Source organism: Paenibacillus tyrphae (assembly GCF_000722545.1).
In the GTDB taxonomy this organism is placed as follows: Bacteria; Bacillota; Bacilli; order Paenibacillales; family NBRC-103111; genus Paenibacillus_G; species Paenibacillus_G tyrfis.
The window spans coordinates 135,706-158,672 of the sequence record NZ_JNVM01000018.1 but is presented as its reverse complement, the minus strand read 5'-3'; the positions used below and the strand labels follow the sequence as shown (position 1 = coordinate 158,672).

General features: G+C 52.3%; 18 protein-coding genes. 15 read left to right on the top strand and 3 right to left on the bottom strand.

Annotation, left to right across the window (positions count from 1 at the left end; genetic code table 11):
* Positions 1-293: 293 nt before the first annotated feature.
* The 4 genes from ET33_RS22660 to ET33_RS22645 all read left to right on the top strand — a co-directional run bounded on the left by ET33_RS22660 (position 294) and on the right by ET33_RS22645 (position 4,931).
* Entirely contained in the window at positions 294-1,712 is a 1,419-nt protein-coding gene (locus tag ET33_RS22660; protein ID WP_036687117.1) for an erythromycin esterase family protein, read from the top strand.
* Between the two features lie 147 nt (positions 1,713-1,859).
* Entirely contained in the window at positions 1,860-2,837 is a 978-nt protein-coding gene (locus tag ET33_RS22655; RefSeq protein ID WP_036687112.1) for a Gfo/Idh/MocA family protein, read from the top strand.
* 24 nt (positions 2,838-2,861) lie between these two features.
* Positions 2,862-3,845: a Gfo/Idh/MocA family protein gene (locus ET33_RS22650; protein ID WP_036687095.1), complete on the top strand. Its 984-nt coding sequence runs from the start codon at positions 2,862-2,864 to the stop codon at positions 3,843-3,845.
* Between the two features lie 12 nt (positions 3,846-3,857).
* A complete protein-coding gene (locus ET33_RS22645) occupies positions 3,858-4,931 on the top strand; it encodes a hypothetical protein (RefSeq protein ID WP_235206791.1) in 1,074 nt (357 codons plus the stop codon).
* A gap of 25 nt (positions 4,932-4,956) precedes the next feature.
* Here the strand turns inward: ET33_RS22645 and ET33_RS22640 are convergent, their stop codons facing one another.
* The gene (locus ET33_RS22640) at positions 4,957-5,838 is read right to left on the bottom strand and encodes an AraC family transcriptional regulator (RefSeq protein ID WP_036687085.1); all 882 of its coding nucleotides are present in this window, start codon (positions 5,836-5,838) and stop codon (positions 4,957-4,959) included.
* Positions 5,839-6,171: 333 nt separating this feature from the next.
* On the opposite strand from ET33_RS22640, the gene ET33_RS22630 reads away from it, so the two are divergent.
* The 7 genes from ET33_RS22630 to ET33_RS22600 all read left to right on the top strand — a co-directional run bounded on the left by ET33_RS22630 (position 6,172) and on the right by ET33_RS22600 (position 16,844).
* Positions 6,172-7,488, top strand: a complete 1,317-nt coding sequence (locus ET33_RS22630; RefSeq protein WP_036687079.1) for a DUF1800 domain-containing protein — start codon at positions 6,172-6,174, stop codon at positions 7,486-7,488.
* Positions 7,489-7,502: 14 nt separating this feature from the next.
* Entirely contained in the window at positions 7,503-8,744 is a 1,242-nt protein-coding gene (locus ET33_RS22625; protein WP_036687076.1) for a DUF1501 domain-containing protein, read from the top strand.
* Between the two features lie 298 nt (positions 8,745-9,042).
* Complete coding sequence (locus ET33_RS22620) at positions 9,043-9,477, top strand: acyltransferase (protein WP_374701647.1); 435 nt, start codon at positions 9,043-9,045, stop codon at positions 9,475-9,477.
* A gap of 225 nt (positions 9,478-9,702) precedes the next feature.
* The gene (locus tag ET33_RS36610; RefSeq protein ID WP_051775529.1) at positions 9,703-12,993 is read left to right on the top strand and encodes a discoidin domain-containing protein; all 3,291 of its coding nucleotides are present in this window, start codon (positions 9,703-9,705) and stop codon (positions 12,991-12,993) included.
* Between the two features lie 165 nt (positions 12,994-13,158).
* Complete coding sequence (locus ET33_RS22610) at positions 13,159-14,361, top strand: glycosyl hydrolase family 28-related protein (RefSeq protein WP_036687072.1); 1,203 nt, start codon at positions 13,159-13,161, stop codon at positions 14,359-14,361.
* Positions 14,362-14,517: 156 nt separating this feature from the next.
* Entirely contained in the window at positions 14,518-14,952 is a 435-nt protein-coding gene (locus ET33_RS22605; RefSeq protein ID WP_036687068.1) for a hypothetical protein, read from the top strand.
* A gap of 29 nt (positions 14,953-14,981) precedes the next feature.
* Positions 14,982-16,844: a polysaccharide lyase family protein gene (locus tag ET33_RS22600; protein WP_036687190.1), complete on the top strand. Its 1,863-nt coding sequence runs from the start codon at positions 14,982-14,984 to the stop codon at positions 16,842-16,844.
* A 72-nt stretch (positions 16,845-16,916) separates the two neighbouring features.
* Here ET33_RS22600 and ET33_RS22595 read toward each other — a convergent pair whose 3' ends face one another.
* Positions 16,917-18,275, bottom strand: a complete 1,359-nt coding sequence (locus ET33_RS22595; protein WP_051775528.1) for a glycoside hydrolase family protein — start codon at positions 18,273-18,275, stop codon at positions 16,917-16,919.
* 62 nt (positions 18,276-18,337) lie between these two features.
* Positions 18,338-18,703 (bottom strand): helix-turn-helix domain-containing protein, encoded by a 366-nt coding sequence (locus ET33_RS22590; protein ID WP_036687066.1) that lies wholly within the window; start codon positions 18,701-18,703, stop codon positions 18,338-18,340.
* Positions 18,704-18,987: 284 nt separating this feature from the next.
* Here ET33_RS22590 and galU point away from each other — a divergent pair, with 284 nt between their 5' ends.
* The 4 genes from galU to ET33_RS22570 are packed head-to-tail and all read left to right on the top strand — an operon-like array spanning position 18,988 to position 22,945.
* A complete protein-coding gene (gene galU, locus ET33_RS22585) occupies positions 18,988-19,878 on the top strand; it encodes a UTP--glucose-1-phosphate uridylyltransferase GalU (RefSeq protein WP_036687184.1) in 891 nt (296 codons plus the stop codon).
* A gap of 19 nt (positions 19,879-19,897) precedes the next feature.
* Positions 19,898-20,524: a sugar transferase gene (locus ET33_RS22580; protein WP_036687054.1), complete on the top strand. Its 627-nt coding sequence runs from the start codon at positions 19,898-19,900 to the stop codon at positions 20,522-20,524.
* Positions 20,525-20,540: 16 nt separating this feature from the next.
* A complete protein-coding gene (locus tag ET33_RS22575) occupies positions 20,541-21,518 on the top strand; it encodes a UDP-glucuronic acid decarboxylase family protein (protein WP_036687050.1) in 978 nt (325 codons plus the stop codon).
* Positions 21,519-21,529: 11 nt separating this feature from the next.
* On the top strand, positions 21,530-22,945 hold the full coding sequence (locus ET33_RS22570) for a UDP-glucose dehydrogenase family protein (RefSeq protein WP_036687045.1): 1,416 nt from the start codon (positions 21,530-21,532) through the stop codon (positions 22,943-22,945).
* The last annotated feature ends 22 nt before the right edge of the window (positions 22,946-22,967 follow it).

Here is a 22,967-nt window from a genome sequence, read left to right as displayed (position 1 = left end):
TGTCTGCGGGAAATACCCGCTGTTAAGCGGCTTAAAATAAAAATTTCCTGCAGACAACAGCCGACCGGAAGTAGATACCCCACCCCTTCGTTACCTCTATAATTCTGTCTGAACAAGCTCCTTGCTCCAAGCAGGGAGCTTCTTTTTTTTGCAAGGATGCGTCAGTTTTTAACCAAAATTTAAACAAAAATCGTTCTCGATTTTAACCTGCGGTTGATAGGATGGAAGCCAGTGACCGCATAGGGCGAATGGCGGTTTCTACACCAACGTACCAGACAAAAGGAGAACGAATAATGCACAAGCTGAAATGGACAATGAAGCAAGCCGTTATTGCTGCGGTGGCAGCGACCTGCCTGCTCCCGCAGGGAGTGCATGCTGAAGTCAAGGAAGCGACGGAAGCGAAAGCACCGCTTAGGGGCTCGGTAGAAGACTATAATCTCGCATGGGGGAACTGGGTGAAGTCCCATGCGTACGCGCTCGAATCGATTGAGCCGGAAATGGTAACGAACGGTTCGATAGAGAAAGGGCAATTGAAAGATTTATCCTTTCTAAAGCCGCTTTTGATGGATAAGCGGATCGTCTATTTAGGGGAAAATTCCCACGGCGTCGCGGAGTACAATCAGGTGAAAACCCGGCTGATTCAATATTTGCACGAGGAGCTCGGCTTTGATGTGATCGCTTTTGAATCGGGGATGGGGAATGCGGCGGGCGCCTATGCCCGCGTCGAGTCCCGGTCGCCGGAAGAACTGATGAAGGATGCGATCTTTGGGGTATGGTGGAGCAAGGAGACGCTACCTTTATTCGACTATATTAAGCAAAGCGCGGGTACGGAGCGTCCGCTTGCGGTCAGCGGCTTCGATATGCAGGTTCAATTCCCTTACGCTTCGTTTATGAAAGAATGGATCGGAACGAAGGATGCCGGGTTGGCCGATGCGTTTGTCAAGGCCGAGGAAGAGCTTGCCGACTGGAGCGAGAGCAAGGATGCTGCCGCTTACGCCCGGGCGAAGCCTCAACTGCTCAAAACCTACGAAGATATGAAAGCTTTTCTGGGGAACCATGCGGCCGAGCTGCAAGCGCAGTATCCGAAAAACAGCCATTTGCTCGAAATGACGCAGCGGGTCATGGACGACCGGATTCGTGTCGTGAAGGAGTACACGGAGGCTGTTATTCGCAGCAATACCGCTACGGAGCAAGGGGATTACGAGCCTTTTCTGCAAACGATGCGCATTCGCGACGAAATGATGGCAGACAACTTGACTTGGCTCGCAGATCATATATATCCGAACAAGAAAATCATCGTCTGGGGCCATAATGACCACATCCGCAAAAACAATTCGCAGGTCATGAACTCTCCGTACTCCGGAGTGAAGCTCATGGGGGAACTCATGCCTGACAGGCTGAAGAAGCAAAGCTATACGATCGGCCTGTACATGTATGAAGGCGAGGCCGCCAACAATATGGGGCAAACGTACAAGATCGGTACGCACGAGCCTGGCAGCATGGAACACATTTTGAAACAAGCCGGACATCCGTATGCATTTGTCGATATGAAATATTGGAAAAACAAGAAGGGAACCTCGTGGATGTTCCAGCCCCGCGTCTCGCTCGATTGGGGGATGATGCCGGAAAGTATGATTCCGCGGGAACAATTCGACGGCCTGCTAATGATCGATAAGGTTCACCCGCCAACGTATATAAGAACGAAGCCTTAAGCTTTTGACCCGTTCCTTCGCTGTTTTGAGAGAAACGATCAATATCGTGCTAAAAATGAGCAATTCCATGCCGAGACGGCGCGCTTCCCGTAGGTTATAATCGGAAGCATCCGAACAGCTTCGGAATACCGTCAAGGAGGGTTATTCATGAAAGTCGTCGTCGTTGGTTGCGGGGGAATGGGGCGGATTCATGCTATCCATTATGCGTCCATGCCTGAAGTTGAGCTGGTCGGAGTATGCGATATCGAGGTTCATCTTGCTGAGCGGCTGGCGGATGAAACGAACTGCCGCGCTTTTGCTTCTTATGAGGAAATGATGTCCGCCGTTAAGCCCGATCTGGTCAGCATTGCGCTGCCTACTTATTTACATAAAGAATATACGGTGAAGACGGCGGCGCTTGGCGCGCACGTCGTGTGTGAGAAGCCGATGGCTTTGACGCTGGAGGATGCGGCGGAAATGATTCGCGCCTGCAAGCAGGCGGACGTCCGTTTGTTCGTAGGTCATGTCGTCCGCTTCTTCCCGGAGTATGCCGATATCAAGCGGAAGGTCGAAGCGGGAGAGCTGGGCAAGCTCGGAGTAGCGCATGCAAAACGGTCCGGCAGCCACCCGGCGAAGGTGAAAGAATGGTTCGGCAATTTCGAGCAAAGCGGCGGCGTGATCCTCGACCTGATGGTTCACGATATCGACTTTATGCGTTGGGCGCTCGGCGAAGTGAAATCCGTGTATGCGCTTAACCGGCGCGATCAAGAGATGGATTATGCGTTGGCGACGCTTGTTTTCCAGCAAGGGGCTGTCGCCAATCTGGAAGCGTTCTGGGGGTATCCCGGACCGTTCCATACGAAAGCGGAAATCGCCGGATCGGATGGCATCGTGCGCAACAGCAGCCTGGAGGCGCAGTCGCTGCAAATGGTCCGGACGTCCGAGGGTCAGGACGGCCCTGCCGCCGTGGAAGTGCCGGGCAGCCCGGGCTATCACGATCCGTATTATTACGAGCTGCGCCATTTCGTCCGGTGCATCCGCGAAAACCGCGAGTCGATCGTGACGCCGAACGATGCGTACAAGGCGGTTGAAATTGCGCTTGCCGCCATTGAATCCGCCAAAACGGGCGCTGCCGTGCATCTCTAATTCCACGTGAGGAGGAACGCTACGATGAACAAATTAAAAATAGGAATGATCAGCTTCGCGCATGGTCATGCGTTCAGCTACTTGAACTCGCTCGTTTCCATGCCCGAGGTCGAAGTGGCAGGAATCGCGGACGAAGTGAAATCCCGCGTGGAGGCCGTGACGGAGAAGCACGGTATCCCTTATTTTGAAGATTACCGGGAGCTGCTTTCGAAGGATATCGATGCCGTCGTCATCTGCTCGGAAAATGTCCGGCATGCGGAGCTGACCATCGCTGCGGCGCAAGCCGGGAAGCACGTCCTGTGCGAGAAGCCGCTTGGCATCTCTAAGCGGGAGATGGAAGAGATGATTGCTGCCTGCAAGGAAAACGGCGTCCAACTGATGACCGCCTTTCCGTGCCGCTATTTGCCGGCCGTCGTGCAAGCGAAGCAAGCGGTCGAGCGCGGCGAGATCGGCGAGATCGTGGCGATCAAGGGCACGAACCGCGGCAGCTTTCCGGGCGGATGGTTCGCCGATAAGGCGCTGTCCGGTGGAGGCGCGGTGCTGGACCATACGGTGCATGTGATGGACTTGATGCATTGGTTTCTCGGCGCGGATGTGCAGGAAGTATACGCCTATGCGACGACGGTGTTTCAGGAGCAGGATATCGACGACGCCGGTATGGTGCACGTCAAGTTCGATAACGGTGTTTTCGCCGTCTTGGACCCGAGCTGGTCGCGCAACCGGAGCTTCCCGACGTGGGGGGATGTGACGATGGAAATCGTCGGTACGCGCGGAGTGCTCTCTGTCGATGCGTTTGCCCAGAAGAACGATGTGTACAGTGTTCAGGCGGGCAAAGGGGAGTGGAGCTACTGGGGAGACAATATGGACGAGTATTTGGTTCGATCGTTCGTCGAGGCGCTGCGTCACGGCAAGCCGGTCCCGATTACGGGCGAAGACGGGATGAAAGTCGCAGCCGTTGCCCTCGCCGCCTACGAATCCGCAGCACAAGGGCAGCCGGTCCGGCTGTAAGGAGGAGCTGTAGTGAAGGCGGGAATCAAGGTAAGAATCGAAGCTGCGCTTGAGCTGGCGGGGCTCGGAAAAAACGGGCTGCAGGTTTCGTATTTGGCGGAAGGCGCATGGCATGAGGCTTACCTGATCTCTACGACGGAAACCGGGCCGTTGGTGGCGCGGTTTCCGAAGCCTTTTTCCTACGGGAAGCCGTTTGTGTATAACGAACGGGAGCTGAGAGCCGAATATGGCGGCCGAGGATTGTACTACCGGTTGGCGAACAGGGTGAGCGAGGGCATTTGCCCTCCATATTATACATACTACGTCAGTCCGGAGCTTAGCTTTACGATCGAAACCTACAGCGGGCCTGTGATGTCGCTCGCGGCAGCGGACGAAGCCGAAGCGGTCCGGTGGGGAGCGCAGTGCGGGCAATTTTTCCGGAACATGGATCGGGTGAGCGTCGAGCTGGAAGGGTTCGGGTTTCTGGACTGGAAGGACGGAAAACTGGTCGTCGATCATCAACAGGATTTTCGTGCGTATTGGGCAGACGATACGGAGGGCTACTTGGAGTCGTGGGAACGGCTGCAGTGTGCGGGATATGGCAGCGAAGCCTCGGGCACGAAGCGAATGCTGGATGAAATCGTGCCGTTCCGCTTGCGGCGTGCGACTGGGTTAAGCTTGACGAACCGGGACGTATCCCCGGAAAATCTCATTATTAGCGAAGCGGGGGTCCGCTTGATCGATCCGGTGCCGATCGTCTATGATGGCCTCGCGTTTGCCGGCAACGTGTTGAACAATTTCAATACGTTGTTTCCGACGTTTCACCGCTCTCCGCGGTACGAGCGCCACCGGTTTGACCAGTACCGGCCTTTGCTCCGGGCATTCGCTGACGGATTTCTCGATGGGTATGCGCAGGGCGATCCCGAGATGGTCTACGCGCTGCGCGTGGAACAATTTCTGATGCTGCTGGATCTGACCTGCGACCATATCGGGCTGTTGGAGCGCGAGATGACAGAGGAAGCGATGCTGCGCTATGGCGACAAAGCTGCGGTGGAGGAGCGAATTCCCGGCTATATCGCTGACTTGGAGCAGTTTCGTTTATCGTGACATACGGATGGAAGGCTCCGGCCGGTCAACCCGGCGGCTGACCGGCGTAACGGTGTTTGCGGAGCTGGGCCGGACTGCAGCGCTTGTATTTGCGAAACAGCCGTCCGAAATAATTCACATCGCAAATGCCGACTTCCTCGGCAATCGTCGTCATGGACCAGTCCGTATCGCGAATGAGTTCTTCCGCCTTGTTGATGCGCAGCAGGTGGACATATTCCATGAACGTTCTCCCGACGGCTGCGCGGAACACGCGGCAGAAGTGGTGGTTGCTCATGTTGGCCACTTGTGCGGCGCGTTCGATCGTTAATTTTTCCCGGTAATGCGTTTCGACGAAGGTGAGCACTTCCTTCAGCTTCTCCAGCTTGCGTTTGCCTGCGGCCTCTCCTTGATCGCTGCGGCCGGGACTTGCGTAGAGACGGGTCAGCACGGTAATCAGCACGGTGATGTACGATTGGATAACGACCTCGAAGCCGGTCTCCTTGCGCTCGTACTCGTCCGCAATGCGGTGAAGCAGGGTCGCGACGGATTCGTAATGCGCGTCTGCAGGGCTCAGATGCACTGGTACGGACAACGGCTCGGTTAAGGAGGCAGCGTAATCGGAATGGGCGACGTGCGAATGAACGATCCGGGTCCGGTCGAACAGAAACGCGCAGTATTCCGCCCCGTCGTCCAGCGTGCCGCCTTCGTGAATTTCTCCTTCGTTGATCAGGAAAATATCGCTGGGCACGGCCGTCAGCCGCTGCCCGCCAATGCGGAATTCGGCGCTTCCCTGCTGCACCAGAAGAATCTCGAACACGTCATCGTGATAGTGGGAATAAAACTGGGAAGGACTTTTTTGCGGCAGTACTTTATATGGGAACACTTGTTTGACGATCGGCAGTTCCCGTATGATCAGATCAGAGCGCATGCGAATCACCTCTTGGCTGCGGCCGAATCCGACGAGTGGCTTTGAATTCGAAGCGGATTCGAAACTTCATTATATTGTACCGAACGGACGCTTCGATTTGAAGCGTTTTTTTGTTTGCGCTTTTTTTGAACGATATAGAATTTATAAATTTTCAGCGAAGCTGAACAAATTCTATATCACAAGAAAAACTTCCGCTAAACCGCGGTCGCTCATCCATGAATAGACTTCGATAGAAGTTTTTCTTATTTGGAATGATCAGGCAAATACTTTTGTAACATTTGTCCTATATAATAACAATTATTAGGAATAAAGACATGCAGGGCGGTGCTGCGGATGAGTGCACAATGGACGGAAAAGGAAGCGGCGCATTTGCTCAGCCGGGCGACGTTTTTTCCCGGGAGGCAGGAAGTGAATGCGGCGGTCCAGCTCGGGAAGGATGAGACCGTGCGGCGGCTCGTCGCCGGAGAATCGCTGACAGGCCGGACGTTCTCGCCGGAGCCGATCGAGCGGATCACCGCCGACGGCAAAGCGCTGGACCAAGAGCAGATCGCCGATCAGCAGACCTATTGGCTGTACCGGATGATCTACACGCAAGCTCCTTTAATCGAAAAAATGACGCTGTTCTGGCACGGCCATTTTACCACCTCGTACCAGAAGGTCCGAGAGATGCCGTTAATTGTGCGGCAGAACGGGCTGCTGCGCAGTCACGCGCTTGGAAGCTTTCGCGATCTGGTGCGGGAGATTGGCAAAGATCCGGCGATGATGGTGTATTTGGATACGAATAACAGCCGCAAGGGCAAGCCGAACGAAAACTACGCCAGAGAGGCGATGGAGCTGTTCACGCTCGGGATCGGAAACTATACGGAAGAGGACGTGAAGGAAGCGGCGCGGGCGCTAACCGGATGGAGCTACGATAAAAAGACGGACCAAGTCAACTTCAACGCCAAGCAGCATGACGACGGCATCAAGACGGTGCTCGGATATACCGGCCCTCTCGATGCGGACGGCTTCGTTGAGGTGCTGTTCGAGCAGCAAGCGCTCCCGCGTTGGGTAGCGCGAAAGCTGCTCACTTGGTTCGCGGCGGCCGAGCCGTCGGACGAGTGGGTGAACGGGGTGGCGGCGGTGTTCGCGAAAAGCTTCCACATCGGCGATACGCTGCGGTCGCTGTTTCTCTCCGATGCCTTCTACGCGCCGGAGCTGCGGGGGAGTCTGGTCAAGTCGCCGGTAGAATACGTTGCCGGCATCGCCAAAGCGCTGGAGCTGCCGGTCGCCAGAGGCTACGCGCAGGCGCTGCGCAAGATAGGGCAGGAGCTTTACCTTCCGCCCAATGTCGCCGGCTGGCGCGGCGGGACGGCCTGGCTGACGACCGCCAACCTGCTGGCGCGCTGCCAGTTTGCGGAATCGGCCGTCAAGCGGCTGAACCAAGGCCACTTTAGCGCGAAGGATTACATGCTGGAGGCTTCCGCGTCCCCGCAGCAGTGGGTGAAGCAGTTCGGCCTGAACGTCGGGGTCCGGGAGCTGGGAGAGCAGACGTCTGCGGTGCTGGCGAATTATGCGGATGAAACGTTCATCCATGCCGTCCAGAAGACGAACGGGATGCGCGGCCTGCTCCAGCTTGTGCTGATCAGTCCGGAAGCGCAGATGAAATAGGAGGGGTGACGCCGATGAAGCTGACGAGAAGAGACTTTCTAATCAAGGGCACGGCCCTGCTGGCGACGCTCGGACTCGGGGGACCGATGATTTTCGCCGAGAACGGCTCGCTGCTCCGGTCGCAAGAGGCGGATCACGGCGGCTCCGATTCGTCCGCGCTCGTCGTCATTCAGCTGTCGGGCGGCAACGACGGGCTCAATACGCTTATCCCCTATGGAATGGGCGGCTATTTCGACGCGCGGCCGACGCTGGGATTGACCCAGGGCGAGGTGCTGACTATCGACAACCAGGTCGGGCTGCATCCGAGTCTGACCCGGCTGCACGCTTTGTACCAAAGAGGCAAGCTCGCGATCGTTCAGGGCGTCGGCTACCCGAAGCCGGATCATTCCCATTTTCGCTCGATGGAAATATGGCAGACGGCGGAGCCGGAGAAGATGGGACGCACCGGCTGGCTCGGCCGGTATGCGGCAACGTCACTAAGCCGGAACGGCAATCCGCTGAAGGCGCTGCAGATCGGCAGCGGCGCGGGCGGGCTGGCGTTTCAAGCGGAAAGGGTCAATGTGCCGGTCATCCAGTCGCTTGAGACGTACTCCTTCTTGGACCCGAAAATGCCGAAAACCGAGCAAAATCGGCTCGCCAAGGCGTTCCTCGATATGTACGATCCGAAGCGGCAAGGTACCGTCATCCGCGTAACCTGCGAGCGCGGCCGGGACGCTTATGACAGCGTCGATGCGGTGCACCAGCTTGGGGGCGGATACCAGGCGAAGGTGGAGTATCCGAAGTCGGCCATTGCCAGAGACCTTCAGTTAGTCGTCAAAATGCTCGCAGGCAAGTCTGGCACGCGCGTCTTTTATTTGCAACTCGGCGGCTTCGACGATCACGTCGAGGAGAAAGAGCTGCATGCGCGGCTGCTGAAGCAGCTGGACGAAGCGCTCGGCGCCTTCTACGAGGACCTGGAAGCGCAAGGTCTTGAGAATCGCGTCGCGACGATGGCTTTTTCGGAATTCGGCCGGCGGGTGAAAGAGAACGGCAACGGAGGCACAGACCACGGAACCGCGGCTCCCGTCTTTGTGCTCGGCGGCAAAATCAAGGGAGGGCTGTACGGCGTGATGCCGAGCTTGACGAACCTCGATAACGGCGATCTGAAATATCAGGTCGATTTCCGCTCCGTGTACTACACCGTCATCGATCAATGGCTCAAAGGCGATGCGGCGGGCGTGCTTGGGAAAACGTACGAACGGCTCGGGTTTGTGTAACTTTCATGGCATATAACGGGAACAAAGGACCGCTACGAACGTAGCAGGTCCTTTTTTTGCGCTGGCAAGATGTGGTGAAATTCACTCTACAATTTGGAACAAAAATATAATATAATATACAAAAAGTATCATTATGCAGCAAACAAATTTTATAATACGGGGAACTGATTCGATGGGGAATGTCAAGGAAAAACGGGCATTTTACGAGTATGTACGATATGCCTACAGACTTTTTCTAGGGTTATTGTTTCGCAGACATGTGCAAAAATGCGGGAAAATGTTTAGGGTATGCGGAAAGGTGCACCGCTCGGAATTAAAAAATACGAATCTCGTCATAGGCGATCATGTGCTGCTGCATGCGGGGGTCGGCTTTTACCTGGACGCTCCCGGAGCGACGGTTGAAATCGGCGACAAAACGTTTATCAACCGGAGAACCGAATTCATGTGCAAACAACATATCCGTGTCGGCAGTCATTGCGCTATCTCCTGGGACGTTTCGATCATGGACACGGATTACCATACGATTATGGACGGGCGGCCGAATACGAAGCCGGTCATCATCGGCGATCATGTATGGATCGGCTGCAAAGCCACGATCTTGAAAGGCGTTACGATCGGCGACGGCGCGATTATAGCTGCTGGTTCCGTCGTGGCTCATGATGTGCCTCCGCGTTCGGTCGTAGCCGGCGTACCGGCGAAAGTCGTTAAAACCGATGTCGATTGGCATTTGTAATCCCTTCCTCGGATTTTCCGGATTTGGAGAATCCGGGGATTTTTTTTCGACGTTTATATGCTGCAAGCCGCATTGTGTAACCGAACGGATAGGCGAAAAGTCATGAGTTTGCAGCTTGTTCCTATGCATTTTGTCGGATGTTGTCAACTGCCAACCACATGGTAAAATGGAAACCATTGGAGGCAAAAACCGACAAAATATGACATCGGAATGAGGTAATTTGGGGTGGACTTTTACCGTATTAAATTCCCGATCCTGTTGTTTCTTGCACTGTTTCTCTTGTACCTCGGGCCCCATGTAAGCGGTATCGCCCGTGCGGCCGACTCGGTCTTATGGATGATTGGAAAGGCGGATCAATCCAGCGCCGAATTTGCCGGTTATCCAGCAGGCAGCGCCAAGGAAGTTCCGGTTCCGGAAGACTGGCGGAGCAGAACGGATTGGAGCACCATACCGAAAGGCTTGAACCGTAGCCAAAACCCCGTCATGACGCTGGCCTATCCACTGGCCCAAATTCCTCCCAACGGCGTTAAATTTTCCTTTAAAATTTTGGATGCCCATAAATATGTTCCGCAGCTGGCTGTTTACTCCAACCAAATGTTTGCCGGAATGATTCAAATTGCAGGGGTAGGAGGGACGACAAGCGCCGTCTCCTACAGTAAAGTCTATGAATTGTATATCCCCAAGGAGATGCTTCAGCCCGGGCAAAATACGATTACCTTGGAGGCCAGCCGGTGTCTGTACTGCACGGCCAACGAAGATCCTTATTTGTGGTGGGTATGGGATTACATGAAGCTGGAAGCGCTGGAAGCGCCGGCTGCGGAGCCAATTCACGGCTCATACGTTCATCTCGGTACGAATGTGAAAAATAATCAGGCTTATTACGATCAGGGCGCGGTCAATCACCTGCCTTATATTCTCAAATGGCTGGGAATCGCTTATAGCGGCAACTACGTTCGAACGGTATGCGCCTCGAACGTCGGCAATTCCTGTTCGGCCATGTCCAATTACTTGGACAAGCTCCGCCAGTTGAATACCGGCGCGATTGCGCTGCATCTTTATACTGGCAATATTACGCTCAATCCGGACGGCAGTCTTCCGTTGGAGGCACAAAACGTCCTTTCCGACTACCTCAAAAGCTACGGCTCGAAAATCCAGTTTTACGAGGTCGACAACGAGCCGGGGTTGTTCAACCGCTCCAGAGATGTCGATATCGCAATTGCCCGGTGGTTGAAGAATCATCGCGCTGCGCTCGCCCCGCATCTGAAAATCGTCTCTCCCGGATGGGCCTACGACGATAAACGCGGCATTCCCGCCGGATGGGAGCGGGACCCGAAGCAAAGAAAAGCCGTCGAAGACTTGACGGACTTCACGAACGGGCATGCCTACGGGACTTCCTATGCCAATAACACGGGCGGCAGTCTCGTAGAAAATATAAAATCGGTGGGTGTCGGAGCCAGCGGTCTTGCGAAGCCGATGTTCGCTACCGAATTTGGCACGAAGGATGATTTGACCGACCCTGTGGTCGGAGAAGGAGCGGCCAGCAAAGCAGCCGTGTTTGACCGCAATGCGAGAGCCCACGTTGGTTTCGCCGACTATTTCACGCAGCATGCGGCGTTTTTTCAGGATTACTCCTTGTTCAAAACGGACTTTTCGAGCATGAAGACGCATAACCCGGCGAAGACGGAAATTTTTTACCATGACGAGGGGCAGGATTCCCGTGTGAAAACGATGCGGAGAATCGCGCTCGCCTACGCTACGCATGGAAAGCCGCTGTCATATACGCTCAACAACCGCGAATCGCTCAAAGGAAAAAAGGTGTATGTCCGGGCAGTGGATACGTCGACGTTAAAGCCGCTCCCCGGAAGCGGCGCAGCATCAAACAAAATATTGGTTAATTTTGTAAACTTTGAATCGTCGCCGCAGACCGTCAGCGCCCGAATTGTGATGCCTAAGCAAGCCGTATACGAGGGTGACCGCATCGGTGTAGGAGATACATATGAAGCCGCCAGAACTTATGTCACGGGCTTAGCTGCGAACCCCGCCATAAGCTTATCGGTCAATTTAGGTCCCGGCGAATCGGTGCAATATATATTGGAGGAAAAAGGAACCTCGCTTCCTGAGGCATTCGTGATTTTAAACCAATCGGTCGGCTATAAAAACGTTGAGCTAACTTGGCTGGAGTCGGAAGGGGCCGTTTCTTACAACGTGCTTCGTTCGACAGCCCCGGAAGGACCTTACGAAGCCGTCGCATCCCGGCTGGTTGCCAATTCCTTCAAGGATATCACGGTGAAAAACGATACCGTGTATTATTATGCCGTTCAAGCTGTCGGAACGAACGGGGCCGGCGGGCGCACTCAGCCTATGGAAATCATTCCTTCGTCTTCGGTGGCTTTGGACCGAAGCGGCTGGACGGTTACGACTTCGACAGGAAAACCAGGCGGACAGGAGATGCTGGACGGCTCGCCCGCGACGCGGTTTGATACGGGAGCACCTCAGGAAGAGGGACAATACTTCACTATCGATATGCAGTCGAAGCGGACATTCGATAAAGTGGTGCTGGACACCGAAGCCTCGCCTCATGATTACCCGCGCCAATACGAAATGTATGTTTCGAGCGATGGCAGCAATTGGGGGAAGCCCGTATCCCAAGGGGAGGGAAGCGTTATAACAGCAATGGAGCTTCCTTTTCCGCAGACAGCCAGATATCTAAAAGTCGTCCAAACCGGCAGAGCTCCCACGTTCTGGTCCGTGCACGAATTGAATGTGTACAGCAGTTCGTTGGACCGAACGGGCTGGACCATCTCGGGGGTAAATGCCGGACGAAGATCGTTGGCCGCCTTGCATGAGCAAAGCGACAGCTTGGAATTCGCCGGAACGCAAACGATTGTGGCAGACATGGGAGAGCTGCAAAAGTTTGACCGAATCGTGCTGGACGCTTCCCGTAGGCCGAATGCTCACCCGCAAAATTACAGCTTGTACGTCTCAACGGATGGCGCTGCTTGGGGGAATCCTGTTCAATCGGGCACAGGAGGCCCGATCACGACCATAACGATGCCTCAACAAAAGGCCAGGTATATCAAAATCGTCAATACGGGCGGAAGTCCGTGGAGCGTTGATGATCTTTACGTATTTTGCGATTCGCTGGATAGGGATGGCTGGAAAAGCTCGGGAACCGGCACGAATCATCAATTTGCGATCGACAATAAGATGTTCACCCGATGGGATACGGGAGCGCGTCAGGCAGGCGGCGAACGTTTTCAAGTGGATATGGGGGCCCGGAAAACATTTTCCAAAATCGTGATGGATGCGGGGAGCTCCGTGCTTGACTTCCCTAGAGGCTACCAGGTGTACGTGTCCAATGACGGAGAGCAGTGGGGTGCGCCTATAGCCTCCGGTGCAGGCAGCATTGTGACAACGGTTCGCTTCCCGCCGCAAACCGCGAGATATGTGAGAATCGTTCAAACCGGGCAAGCCGGCGTTTTCTGGTCGATTCATGAGTTCAATGTTTATAAGTAATCACCCATCAGGGGCTGTTCCTCAAGGTCTGCAAAGACTTTGGATTAGCTCCTTTTTGTCGTTGGAGTTGACGGCCTAGTCTAGTGCATCGTCCAAGCCAAAAGACCAGTGCGAGAATAAAATGAATGGGAATGAAATAGCAGAAAAAAAGGAGCGGAGCATACGGTGGGCGATTTAACGACAATGATCGTGAATGCGAGAGATTATGGTGCAACTCCGATAGAAGAAAATGCGAAATACGATTCGACCAACGCGCTCAATGCGGCGTTTGCGGCAGCCATTCAGAAAAAGCTTCCCTGCTACGTTCCTCCGGGAACTTATCAGACTTCGGGGCCGTTGATCGCGAAGGGAAGCAACGTCATGATCTATGGAGCCGGAGGGACCAATACCGTCATTAAAACGTTAAGCACGGATTATGACTGCATTTTAATAGGACCCGGAGCCAATATGAATAACCAAAGTTTGGGAGGTTTTCTCCGGGACATCTATTTTCTTGGGCCTGTGAAGCAGCCGCAGGGGGTAACCGCCGGCGTGAAATTAAACGGCATCCGCCAATTTGAGGTGCGCAACGTACAATCGGACGGATTTCCCATTGCCTTTGATTTAATCAACAACTGCTTCGGCTCGGTCTTTTTCAATCTGCGGGCGCAGTATAACTGGAATACCGTTGCTTTGAACCTGAGATCGGGCTTTCAAAGCGGCAACGATCTTCAATTTTATAACTGCTGGTTAGGCGGAACGAAAGCGGCTGTCCATATTTCTCCGGCTTCGGGCGGGTTCCACTTTTGGGGCGGACAATTATCGGCCGGCTTCGGGTTGACCGCGCCCGACGATAACTTGGGAATCGTGATTATAGGCAAAGACCTGGTAACCGGCGCCATCGGCGGGACGGCGAACATCATCTTCGATGGAATTGATTTTGAAGGCTATAAACATGTGTGGGCACTCCGTGCCTTCGATAAAACGAACATGGCGGTCAGAGGCTGTTCGTTTCTTGCCAATTCAGGCACGGATGCGCTTGGGATCTTGAAGCAGCAAAGAGCCCAGTCCAGTCAATTCACATTCGAAAATAATACCGTCCGCGGGCCGCATTCCGGGCCGCCGATTGTAATTGAAGGAGAGTACAGCGCTTTTTCCATCTACGAGCTGGGAACCGAAATGAACCGCGCCTCGTTCTTAAATTATCCGTCCCTGGATACCAGCTTGACCATGCTGGAGGTGTCTCAAATCAAACTGGGGACCGGCATCGGCCGATCCAATTACGCTTCCAAAATTGTACTGGGAAATATATTGCTTCGTTCGCTGAACAATCAATTGCAAATTTCGACGGATTGGGGAAAAACTTGGAAAGTCGTGCAAACGTTATAGGCTGGAAGCTGCCGAAAAAACTCTTCGGCGGCTTTTTTCATATATCAACTTGACAACGATACATATTGTAACATAAATTTAAGTATATAAAACATTACCCGGAAATTTCATCCGAATTGTATCAGTTGAACACGAAGAAGCGAAGGAGGGCCCGAATTGATTACCAATTATGAACTTGCCGATCCTGCTTTTGAAATGGATCCGTCATTTGCAGGCCACGCTTTAATGACCATTAAACAATTAAACCGCACGCCGGTTATTACTAAGTTTGCTCCTATTCGTATTATTGTGATGGAGGAACACCGAATTTCGTTCGCTTCGACCTTGCTGCTGCCTCTGCAAACGGAGCTGGTGATCGGAATTGAGCTTTCGACATCGGATCAGGTGGTTGCTTTGGAAGGCCGGGTTGATGGCGTGAACCGAATGAACGATTCGGAGCTTGTCTATAATGTGGAGCTTCATCTGGGGCCCGAGACCGAATCCGCTTGGAGATGGCTGATCAAGCATGTGGCGGACTGCCGGAAGGTTCGCGAGAGCTATCATCTCTTCGAAGCCCCGATAGGCTCGGCGCATATTGATATTCAGCTATAAATCGAATTTGGACCGGTACGGAGGGATTCATGTTAAAAAAAGCAGGCATCATGCTAATCCTTGCAGGATTGCTGCTACTGTCCGGATTTACGCTGCAATGGCCCGAGCAAGACCCCCGCATTTGGAGAATCGGGGTGGAGGACGACTCGAAGCAGGAGTTCGCCGCCAATCTAACCGCGGATAAGCTCCAGTACCAGGTGAAACAAGGAACGTCTCAAGCGGTATGGAGCGATTTCCCCGCAGGGCTGGACGCCTCGATCACACGCAATTTATCCATTCATTATTCGTTAAGCAAAGTTCCCGAGCATGGCGTGAATTTCAAGGTCAGAGTTCTGTCCGCCTCCAAAGCCGTGCCTCAAATGTCGGTTTTCTCGAACGGGACGTTGTCCGGTATGATTCAGATCGCCGGAATCGGCGAGAAGAGCCCTTATAAGTATAAAAAGCTTTATGAGCTGTATATTCCCAAGGAGCAGCTGAAGCAGGGGCAGAATGAGCTTAAGCTGGGGGCCGAGCGCTGCCTTTATTGTTCCGATAAAGAAGACCCTCAATTATATTGGTCGTGGGACTATTTGGAGCTGGAATCGCTGACGGAGCCTGCCAATGAACCGGTGCACGGCCGCTATATCCAAATGGGGACCGGGGTCGCTTCGAACGATTATTACTTCGATACGGCGGCCACGCGGCATTTGCCTTATGTTCTAAAATGGCTAGGCATCGCATATAGTGGAAACATCGTACGCGCAGGATGTTTTTCGAATGTCGGAAATTCTTGCTCGGACATGAAAAATTACTATGCTGCGTTAAAGGAGTACAACACAGGTGCCGTTGCGCTGTATCTTTACACCAAAAATATAACGCTCGATCCGGACGGAGGCTTGCCGGCTGAAGCCAGAGCGAAGCTGACGGACTTTCTCAAGCAGTATGGCCGGTACATTCAATATTACGAGGTGGATAATGAGCCCGGCCTGTTTGAGCGCTCCAAAGCCGTCAATGTCGCCGTGGCCCAATGGCTGTCCGAGCACCGGTCGATCTACAGCCCCCATCTGCAGATTGTTTCACCGGGATGGTCTTATAAATCTACGGGAGGCGAACCGTACGGCTGGGAGCGGGACTCGGTGCAAAGAAAAGAGCTGGAGGATCTTACGGATCTTACGAACGGTCATGCTTACGGTACGTCTTATGCGGATAACGAAGGAGGAAGCTTTGTTGAAAACCTGCGGACACTAGGCTCGGATGAGGACGGTCTTCCCAAAAAAATGCTAAACACGGAAGTCGGAACGACCAACACCCATCTGGACCCTCCTGCATATGGCGCCGGCCAGAAGCAAGCGGCGGTGTTCGATCGTATTTTAAGAGCCCATATCGGCTTCAGCGATATTTTTATCCAGCACGCGGCATTCTATAAGAACTATGAACTGTTCCGCCAAGATTTTGACTTCAAATCACACGACCCGGCAACTACGCGCAGCTATTCGTTTCCCGGCAATCAGGACAGCAGGGTCAAGATTTTCAGACGTTTGGCCTTGGCTTATGCGACCCACGGTAAACCGCTCAGCTTTGAAATCGTGAACCGTTCGGAAACCAATGATAAAAAAGTGTATGTACGTGCGGTAGACACCAGTTATTTGGCACCGCTTCCCGGTTCCGGAGCAACCTCCGATAAGCTGCTTGTCAATTTCGTCAACTTCGAAGATTCGCCGCAATCGGTGCGCGTCCGGGTGAGAATGCCCTTGAAAGGCGACTATCACGGAGAACGGATCGGTCCGGGAGAGACGTACCGCGATGCCGTTCAGCAGGTGCAGGTTAAAGCTTCGCCCTGGGCCGAATTTCAGGTGAATTTACCCGCCGGAGACTCGGTGCAATATATTTTGAGCCGGAAGCCAGGCGATTGAGCAAAAAGTAAAAACAGACGTTCTGAAATGATGAAAGCAATTTTCAGGACGTCTGTTTTATTCATGAAGCGGTTATCGCGCAACAAACATATAGGTTTCGTCTTGATTCAAATTGTTCAACGTGACCGTGCGCTTACTATCATCAAGAGGGATGACTTCGTTCAACCCGTTCCACCGGTAGACGGCCAGTTCTTTGGCTCCGCTAGGGATATTATCGATTTGATAAGCAGATCCCGTACGGTTGCTCCAGCCTTTAACGTTTTGCCAGACCCATATTTTCTTGCCGGGGCTTGTCAAAACGTATTCTCCCTTTTTCTTCGGATCGAGATATTCAAACGAGGCGTCTGCCGTCACTTCCGTCACCAGCTGCAGCACCTTCGTCCGGGAAACGGTCAGAGAAGCACTCCCTTCGTGCTCCGTCCGCATCCCGTAGAGCTTGTCTTCTTGTCCGGTCTGCAGCAGACTCCACGGCATGGCGAATTGAGTGGCGGGAGTATGGCCGTCGTTCTTCACAACCCCAAGGTTGTCCCAAATGGCGGTTAGAAACTGCTTGGCCAAATATTCTTCCGTTTGCGCGCTGTGCGGCGGCTTGCTTTGCTTGACATTGAACTCCGTCGAATAAAAATGAATATCCCGGGTCAGGCCGAGCCTTTTTTTGATTTGGTCAAAATTGTTCTGCGCCGAGTTCTTGTAAGTTCCCAGAATCGGAGCGTATTTATCGTCATAGTACGTATGCAGGTCGAGTCCGTCCAAGGTCCCGTTATTCAACAGCTCGGCGATGGCGGGACCATAACCTTTCAAGGACCAGTCGGAGAAGGCGTTCTGAGAGCTGAACCCGCCCGGAATGACCTTGAGATCGGGATCGACGGAATGCACGCCGTCGGCTAATCCCTTTAAAGCCTGATAGTATTTCTCAAAAGGAATGGTTCTTTCGACATCGGGTTCGTTAAAAGCAGAAAATACCGTAACTCCCCAATCTTTGATGCCACGCTCCGCAGCCCACGTTCCCCCCGGCCGATAAGTTTCCGCATAGGCTTGTCCAATGGAAAACCATTTCGAATAATCTCCGATGGGAATGCCTTTTTTCTCATAGCTTCCGTAATATTCGAACAAAATCATGGGCGTGATCTTATGGCTGTACATGTCCGATATGACTTTCTCAATCGAGTCGGTCTTGGGGGTCTGCTTGCTGTAATAGTACTGGGGGTATAGATTAAGTCGTGCCCAGCCTATATTTAATTTGCGCATGTAAGTCAGGTCGTTCGTAGAATGCGCCGCTTCGTTGGTGAAATTGCCGCCCCCCAAGAGGGACGCGACCTTTCGCTCGGGCGCCGGCTTTTCGATAATCGAAGGAGAGTTTAATTCAGAATTCGTAACCAGACTAGTGAGCAACAAGAACGGAATCATCGTCTTAGCGGCTAGTAGATACATATTCCCCGTCCTTTTTTTTATGGAGTTGGACATGGACGACAAGTGTAACAGAATGGCCGGTATCATTGCTTCAAGACTCGCGGTTGCAGCGCGAGGTCTATCATTTTTTTGGTCTCGGCTTCGGTTAAAAGATGGCCATCCCAACGCAGATCGAACAAGCGAAACATCTCTTCGTTATCAAGCTGATTCCAATCGACGAATTCCCGAATTTCGGTTTGAAAAAACCACTGGGGAGGTCGCCCAATTAAGTAATCTATTGTTACTTTAAAAAAATCCGCTAGTCTTGTCAAGGTTTGAAAGTCCGGTTTTCTGCGGTTTTTTTCATAGTGTGACAAGGACGCCCGCGATATTCCAAGCAGATCCGCCAGCTCCTCTTGCGTGAAGCCGCTCTTATCCCGCAAAGCCGCAATCCTGGTGTCGTATTGCATCGAAATCACTCCTCAACAAAATAAAAACATGAAAATGGTGAAAAAATAACAATTGACTTGATACAAAATGTATTATAAATTAGAACCATAAATGTTACAATACGTATCAACATTTTCAACGGCTTTCATTTTCGGTGATATCTCCTTACCGTTATCAACGGAGGTACTCGGTCATGCTGTGGGTTGGCTCAACCTTAGACGTAGATCGTCGAGAGTGTGACGTGAGGAGAGGTTAGATGCCTCGGGCAACATTTTTTCAATATAAAAATAATGGAGTGGATTTCATGAAAAAAGTTAGAAAGGCTGTTATTCCGGCGGCCGGCCTGGGTACCCGTTTTTTACCGGCCACGAAAGCCATGCCCAAAGAAATGCTGCCTATCGTCGACAAACCTACCATTCAATATATCGTAGAAGAAGCGATCCAGTCGGGAATCGAAGATATCATCATCGTGACCGGACGCAGCAAAAAGTCGATCGAGGATCATTTTGACAAAAACTTTGAACTTGAAATCACTCTCGAAGGCAAACAAAAGAATGATCTTCTTCATATCGTTAAAGAAATCACGAATATGGTAGATATTCACTATGTAAGGCAAAAAGAAGCTTTAGGCCTTGGCCATGCGATTTGGAGTGCAAGAAAGTTTATTGCGGATGAGCCTTTTGCGGTGCTGCTCGGCGATATGATTATCGATCATAGCGTGCCTTGCTTGAAACAAATGATAGATGTGTATGATCAAACGGGCGGTTCGGTGATTGCCGTCGAGCCTGTGCCTTGGAGCGAAGTACAAAATTACGGGGTAGTTGTCTCGGAACGTATCGAGGACCGTGTGCATTTGGTCCACAATCTTGTAGAGAAGCCGAAGCAAGATCCGCCTTCGAATCTGGCGATTTCGGGAAGATATATTTTGAGTCCGACCATTTTTGATATTTTGGAACATACAGCGCCTGGCGTTGGCGGGGAAATCCAACTTACAGACGCTTTAAAAGAGTTGACTGTGCGGGAATCCATTTACAGCTATATATATGAAGGAACGCTTTACGACGTGGGAAGCAAGCTTGGCTTTTTGAAGGCCACCGTTGAATACGCGCTAAGAAACCGGGAGTTGTCGGAAGAGTTCGGGATGTATTTACAGGACATCGCCAAAGATTTAAAAATTGAAAAGATTGTTGTTTAAGTAAGGAGGGCATTTTACTTTGGACTCCGCGACTTACCAAGACTCGGTGGAAGACGATATAACCAAATCGTCCGACTTGTATGTAAAGTATGTAAAGACAGCGATCGATCTGATTTTAAGCATTGCCTTTATCCTATTCTTGCTCCCGGTCTTGATCATGGTTGCCATTCTCATCAAGTTAGAGTCGGAGGGCCCGGTCGTTTTCAAGCAGAACCGCATCGGGAAAGGCGGCAAGCCTTTTGTCATTTACAAGTTCCGATCCATGTATACGCATGTTGCCCGCGAAGGAAGGTCTCCCGAGAGCGATCAGGACCCCCGGATAACCAAGGTCGGAAGATTCATCCGCAAAACGAGTCTCGACGAGCTGCCGCAGCTGTTTAACATTTTAAAAGGGGATATGAGCTTTATCGGTCCGCGTCCCGAGCAGAAGTCTATTGTTGAAGAATACTATACCGATAAAGAAAACGGGCGTTTCTCCGTCAAACCGGGAATTACGGGGCTCTGGCAAATTAGCGAGGACCGCAAAAAGCCGATTCACGAAAATTTGCACCATGACCTGTATTATATTAAACGCGCTTCGTTTTGGTTGGATACCAAAATCATTTTCGGCACGCTTCGTGTCATGATTAAGAGCAATACTCATTAAGAATAGGAGAATTGTCATGAAAAGAATTGTCATCACCGGGGCGGCCGGCTTTCTCGGCTCTCATCTTACGCGGAGCTTGCTTGAGCAAAACCACCATGTCATCGGCATCGATGTGCTGTCTACCGGATTAATCTCGAATTTGCACCAGGAATTGACCCATCCGCATTTCGAGTTTTTGTTAATGGATATTTCGGCAGACGTTTCGGCAGAGCTTGAGAAAATCGGACACGTTGACGAAATTTATCATTTAGCGTCCCCTGCGTCCCCCAAATTCTACCAAAACGATCCGATTGGCACGATGCGGGTGAATACGCTGGGAACTCAAAATATGCTGGAGCTGGCCAAGGCTACGAAAGCGAAAATGCTGTACACGAGCACCAGCGAAGCCTACGGCGATCCGGAGGTGCACCCTCAGCCTGAAGAATACCGGGGCAATGTGAACACTTGGGGCCCTCGCGCTTGCTATGACGAAGCGAAGAGACTCGGCGAGGTTTACTGCTACGAATACCATAAGCGCGATGGCGTGGAAGTGAAGGTAGCGAGAATTTTCAATACGTATTCCGCCGGCTTGCGGAACGATGACGGAAGAGTCATTTCGAATTTCGTATCCCAGGCTATTCGCGGGGAAGACTTGACCGTATATGGCGACGGAACGCAGACCCGGTCTTTTTGTTATGTAGACGACAATATTCGCGGTCTGCAAATGATGATGGAGAGCGATCTGGCTACAGGCGAAATTATTAACATCGGCAATCCGAAAGAGTACCAAATTCTCGAAGTGGCCCAGTTGATAAAGAAATTAGCCAATACCGACAGTAACATTACGTTCCACCAGCTACCCGTAGACGATCCGAAAGTTCGCCGTCCCAATATCGAAAAAGCAAAGCGATTGCTGAATTGGGAACCGATCATTGAATTGGAAGAGGGGTTATTACGAACAATTGACGCTTATCGGGCGAAACATGAAGCTGACATGAAACAAAACGTCGTATAAGGAGGCAAACCATGAGAGTTGTTTGCATAGGAGCAGGTTATGTCGGCAGCGTTACCGGAGCGGCTTTTGCTGCGCTTGGTTATCAGACGACCGTCATTGATATCGATCAATCCAAGGTGCAGGCGATTAACGAAGGCAAGAGCCCGATCTTCGAGCCTGGCTTGGACACTTTGATTAAAACGTATGCCGGGGTTACGCTGAACGCTTCGGTCGAGTACGATGCGGTAACGGAAGCAGACGTCGTGTTTATTGGCGTAGGTACGCCGTCAAGACCGGACGGGAGCGCCGATCTGAAATATATCGAAGGAGCGGCTATCAACATTGCCAAATACATAAAGCCTGACGGTTATACGGTCATTGTCAATAAATCGACCGTTCCCGTCGGAACGGCCGAGCATGTCAGCGCCATCGTCGAAGAGCATTCGGGGCTGAAAAGCAACGTCCACTTCAGCATCATCAGCAATCCTGAATTTTTAAGAGAAGGCTATGCGGTAGAAGACGTATTTTTGCCGGACCGGATCGTGATCGGGACTTTGAACGAACGGGCAAGAACGATCATGAGGGAGTTGTACAGCAAGCTCGTCGACCTAGAGCAGCCTTACGAAATTATTCGCCAGCTCGGCTTCAACCCGCAGCGGGAGAGCGGTCTGCCCGTTTATTTTGAGACGGATACCCGCAGCGCCGAAATGATCAAATACGCGTCCAATGCCTTTTTGGCCGTCAAAATCAGCTATATCAACGAAGTCGCCCGTCTATGCGAGGCCATGCAAGCCAACGTGCTGGACGTCTCCAAAGGTATGGGCTTGGATTCGCGGATCGGCAACAAATTTTTGCAAGTATCCAGCGGGTGGAGCGGAAGCTGTTTCCCGAAAGATACGGCGGAGTTTTTGGCTGCCAGCCGGAAGCATGGGCGCGAACTCAATGTGGTGAAAGCCGCCATGGAATCGAACTTGGAAATGCATGCGTATATTGTTGAAAAAGTGAAGAAGAAGTTAGGGACGCTTTACGGCAAGACGATCGGCGTTCTGGGCCTTACGTTCAAGCCCAACACGGACGATACGCGCCATACGCAAGCAAGCTTCATCATCAGAGGCATGATCAACCAAGGGGCGAGCGTCAAGGTGCATGATCCGCAAGGAATGGAGATGTTCCATGTCTTCAACCCGAATCTGGCGGTAACGTATTGCCATGCGGCGGAAGAGGTGGCGGACCAGGCGGATGCCATTGTGCTGCTGACGCATTGGGAAGATTACGCCCTGCTGAAATGGAGCGATATGGGCAGCCGTATGAATCATAAATATGTACTCGATACCAGAAACTTCCTGTCGGTCGGAATGATGAACCAGCTTGGTTATCATTACGAGGGCATCGGTATCGGAAATTCTCAAGAATACCATCAGTTCCGAGCCTTGTCCGAGGTCATATAAGAGCTAACATTCGGAGGTAGGG

What these genes read in the sequence shown, in the direction of transcription:
- ET33_RS22600 (WP_036687190.1), top strand. Translation starts at nt 14,982, where the DNA reads ATGTTAAAAAAAGCAGGCATCATGCTAATCCTTGCAGGATTGCTGCTA.
- ET33_RS22660 (WP_036687117.1), top strand. Translation starts at nt 294, where the DNA reads ATGCACAAGCTGAAATGGACAATGAAGCAAGCCGTTATTGCTGCGGTG.
- ET33_RS22625 (WP_036687076.1), top strand. Translation starts at nt 7,503, where the DNA reads ATGAAGCTGACGAGAAGAGACTTTCTAATCAAGGGCACGGCCCTGCTG.
- ET33_RS22655 (WP_036687112.1), top strand. Translation starts at nt 1,860, where the DNA reads ATGAAAGTCGTCGTCGTTGGTTGCGGGGGAATGGGGCGGATTCATGCT.
- ET33_RS22575 (WP_036687050.1), top strand. Translation starts at nt 20,541, where the DNA reads ATGAAAAGAATTGTCATCACCGGGGCGGCCGGCTTTCTCGGCTCTCAT.
- ET33_RS22640 (WP_036687085.1), bottom strand. Translation starts at nt 5,838, where the DNA reads ATGCGCTCTGATCTGATCATACGGGAACTGCCGATCGTCAAACAAGTG.
- ET33_RS22630 (WP_036687079.1), top strand. Translation starts at nt 6,172, where the DNA reads ATGAGTGCACAATGGACGGAAAAGGAAGCGGCGCATTTGCTCAGCCGG.
- ET33_RS22650 (WP_036687095.1), top strand. Translation starts at nt 2,862, where the DNA reads ATGAACAAATTAAAAATAGGAATGATCAGCTTCGCGCATGGTCATGCG.
- galU (WP_036687184.1), top strand. Translation starts at nt 18,988, where the DNA reads ATGAAAAAAGTTAGAAAGGCTGTTATTCCGGCGGCCGGCCTGGGTACC.
- ET33_RS22590 (WP_036687066.1), bottom strand. Translation starts at nt 18,703, where the DNA reads ATGCAATACGACACCAGGATTGCGGCTTTGCGGGATAAGAGCGGCTTC.
- ET33_RS22595 (WP_051775528.1), bottom strand. Translation starts at nt 18,275, where the DNA reads ATGTATCTACTAGCCGCTAAGACGATGATTCCGTTCTTGTTGCTCACT.
- ET33_RS22570 (WP_036687045.1), top strand. Translation starts at nt 21,530, where the DNA reads ATGAGAGTTGTTTGCATAGGAGCAGGTTATGTCGGCAGCGTTACCGGA.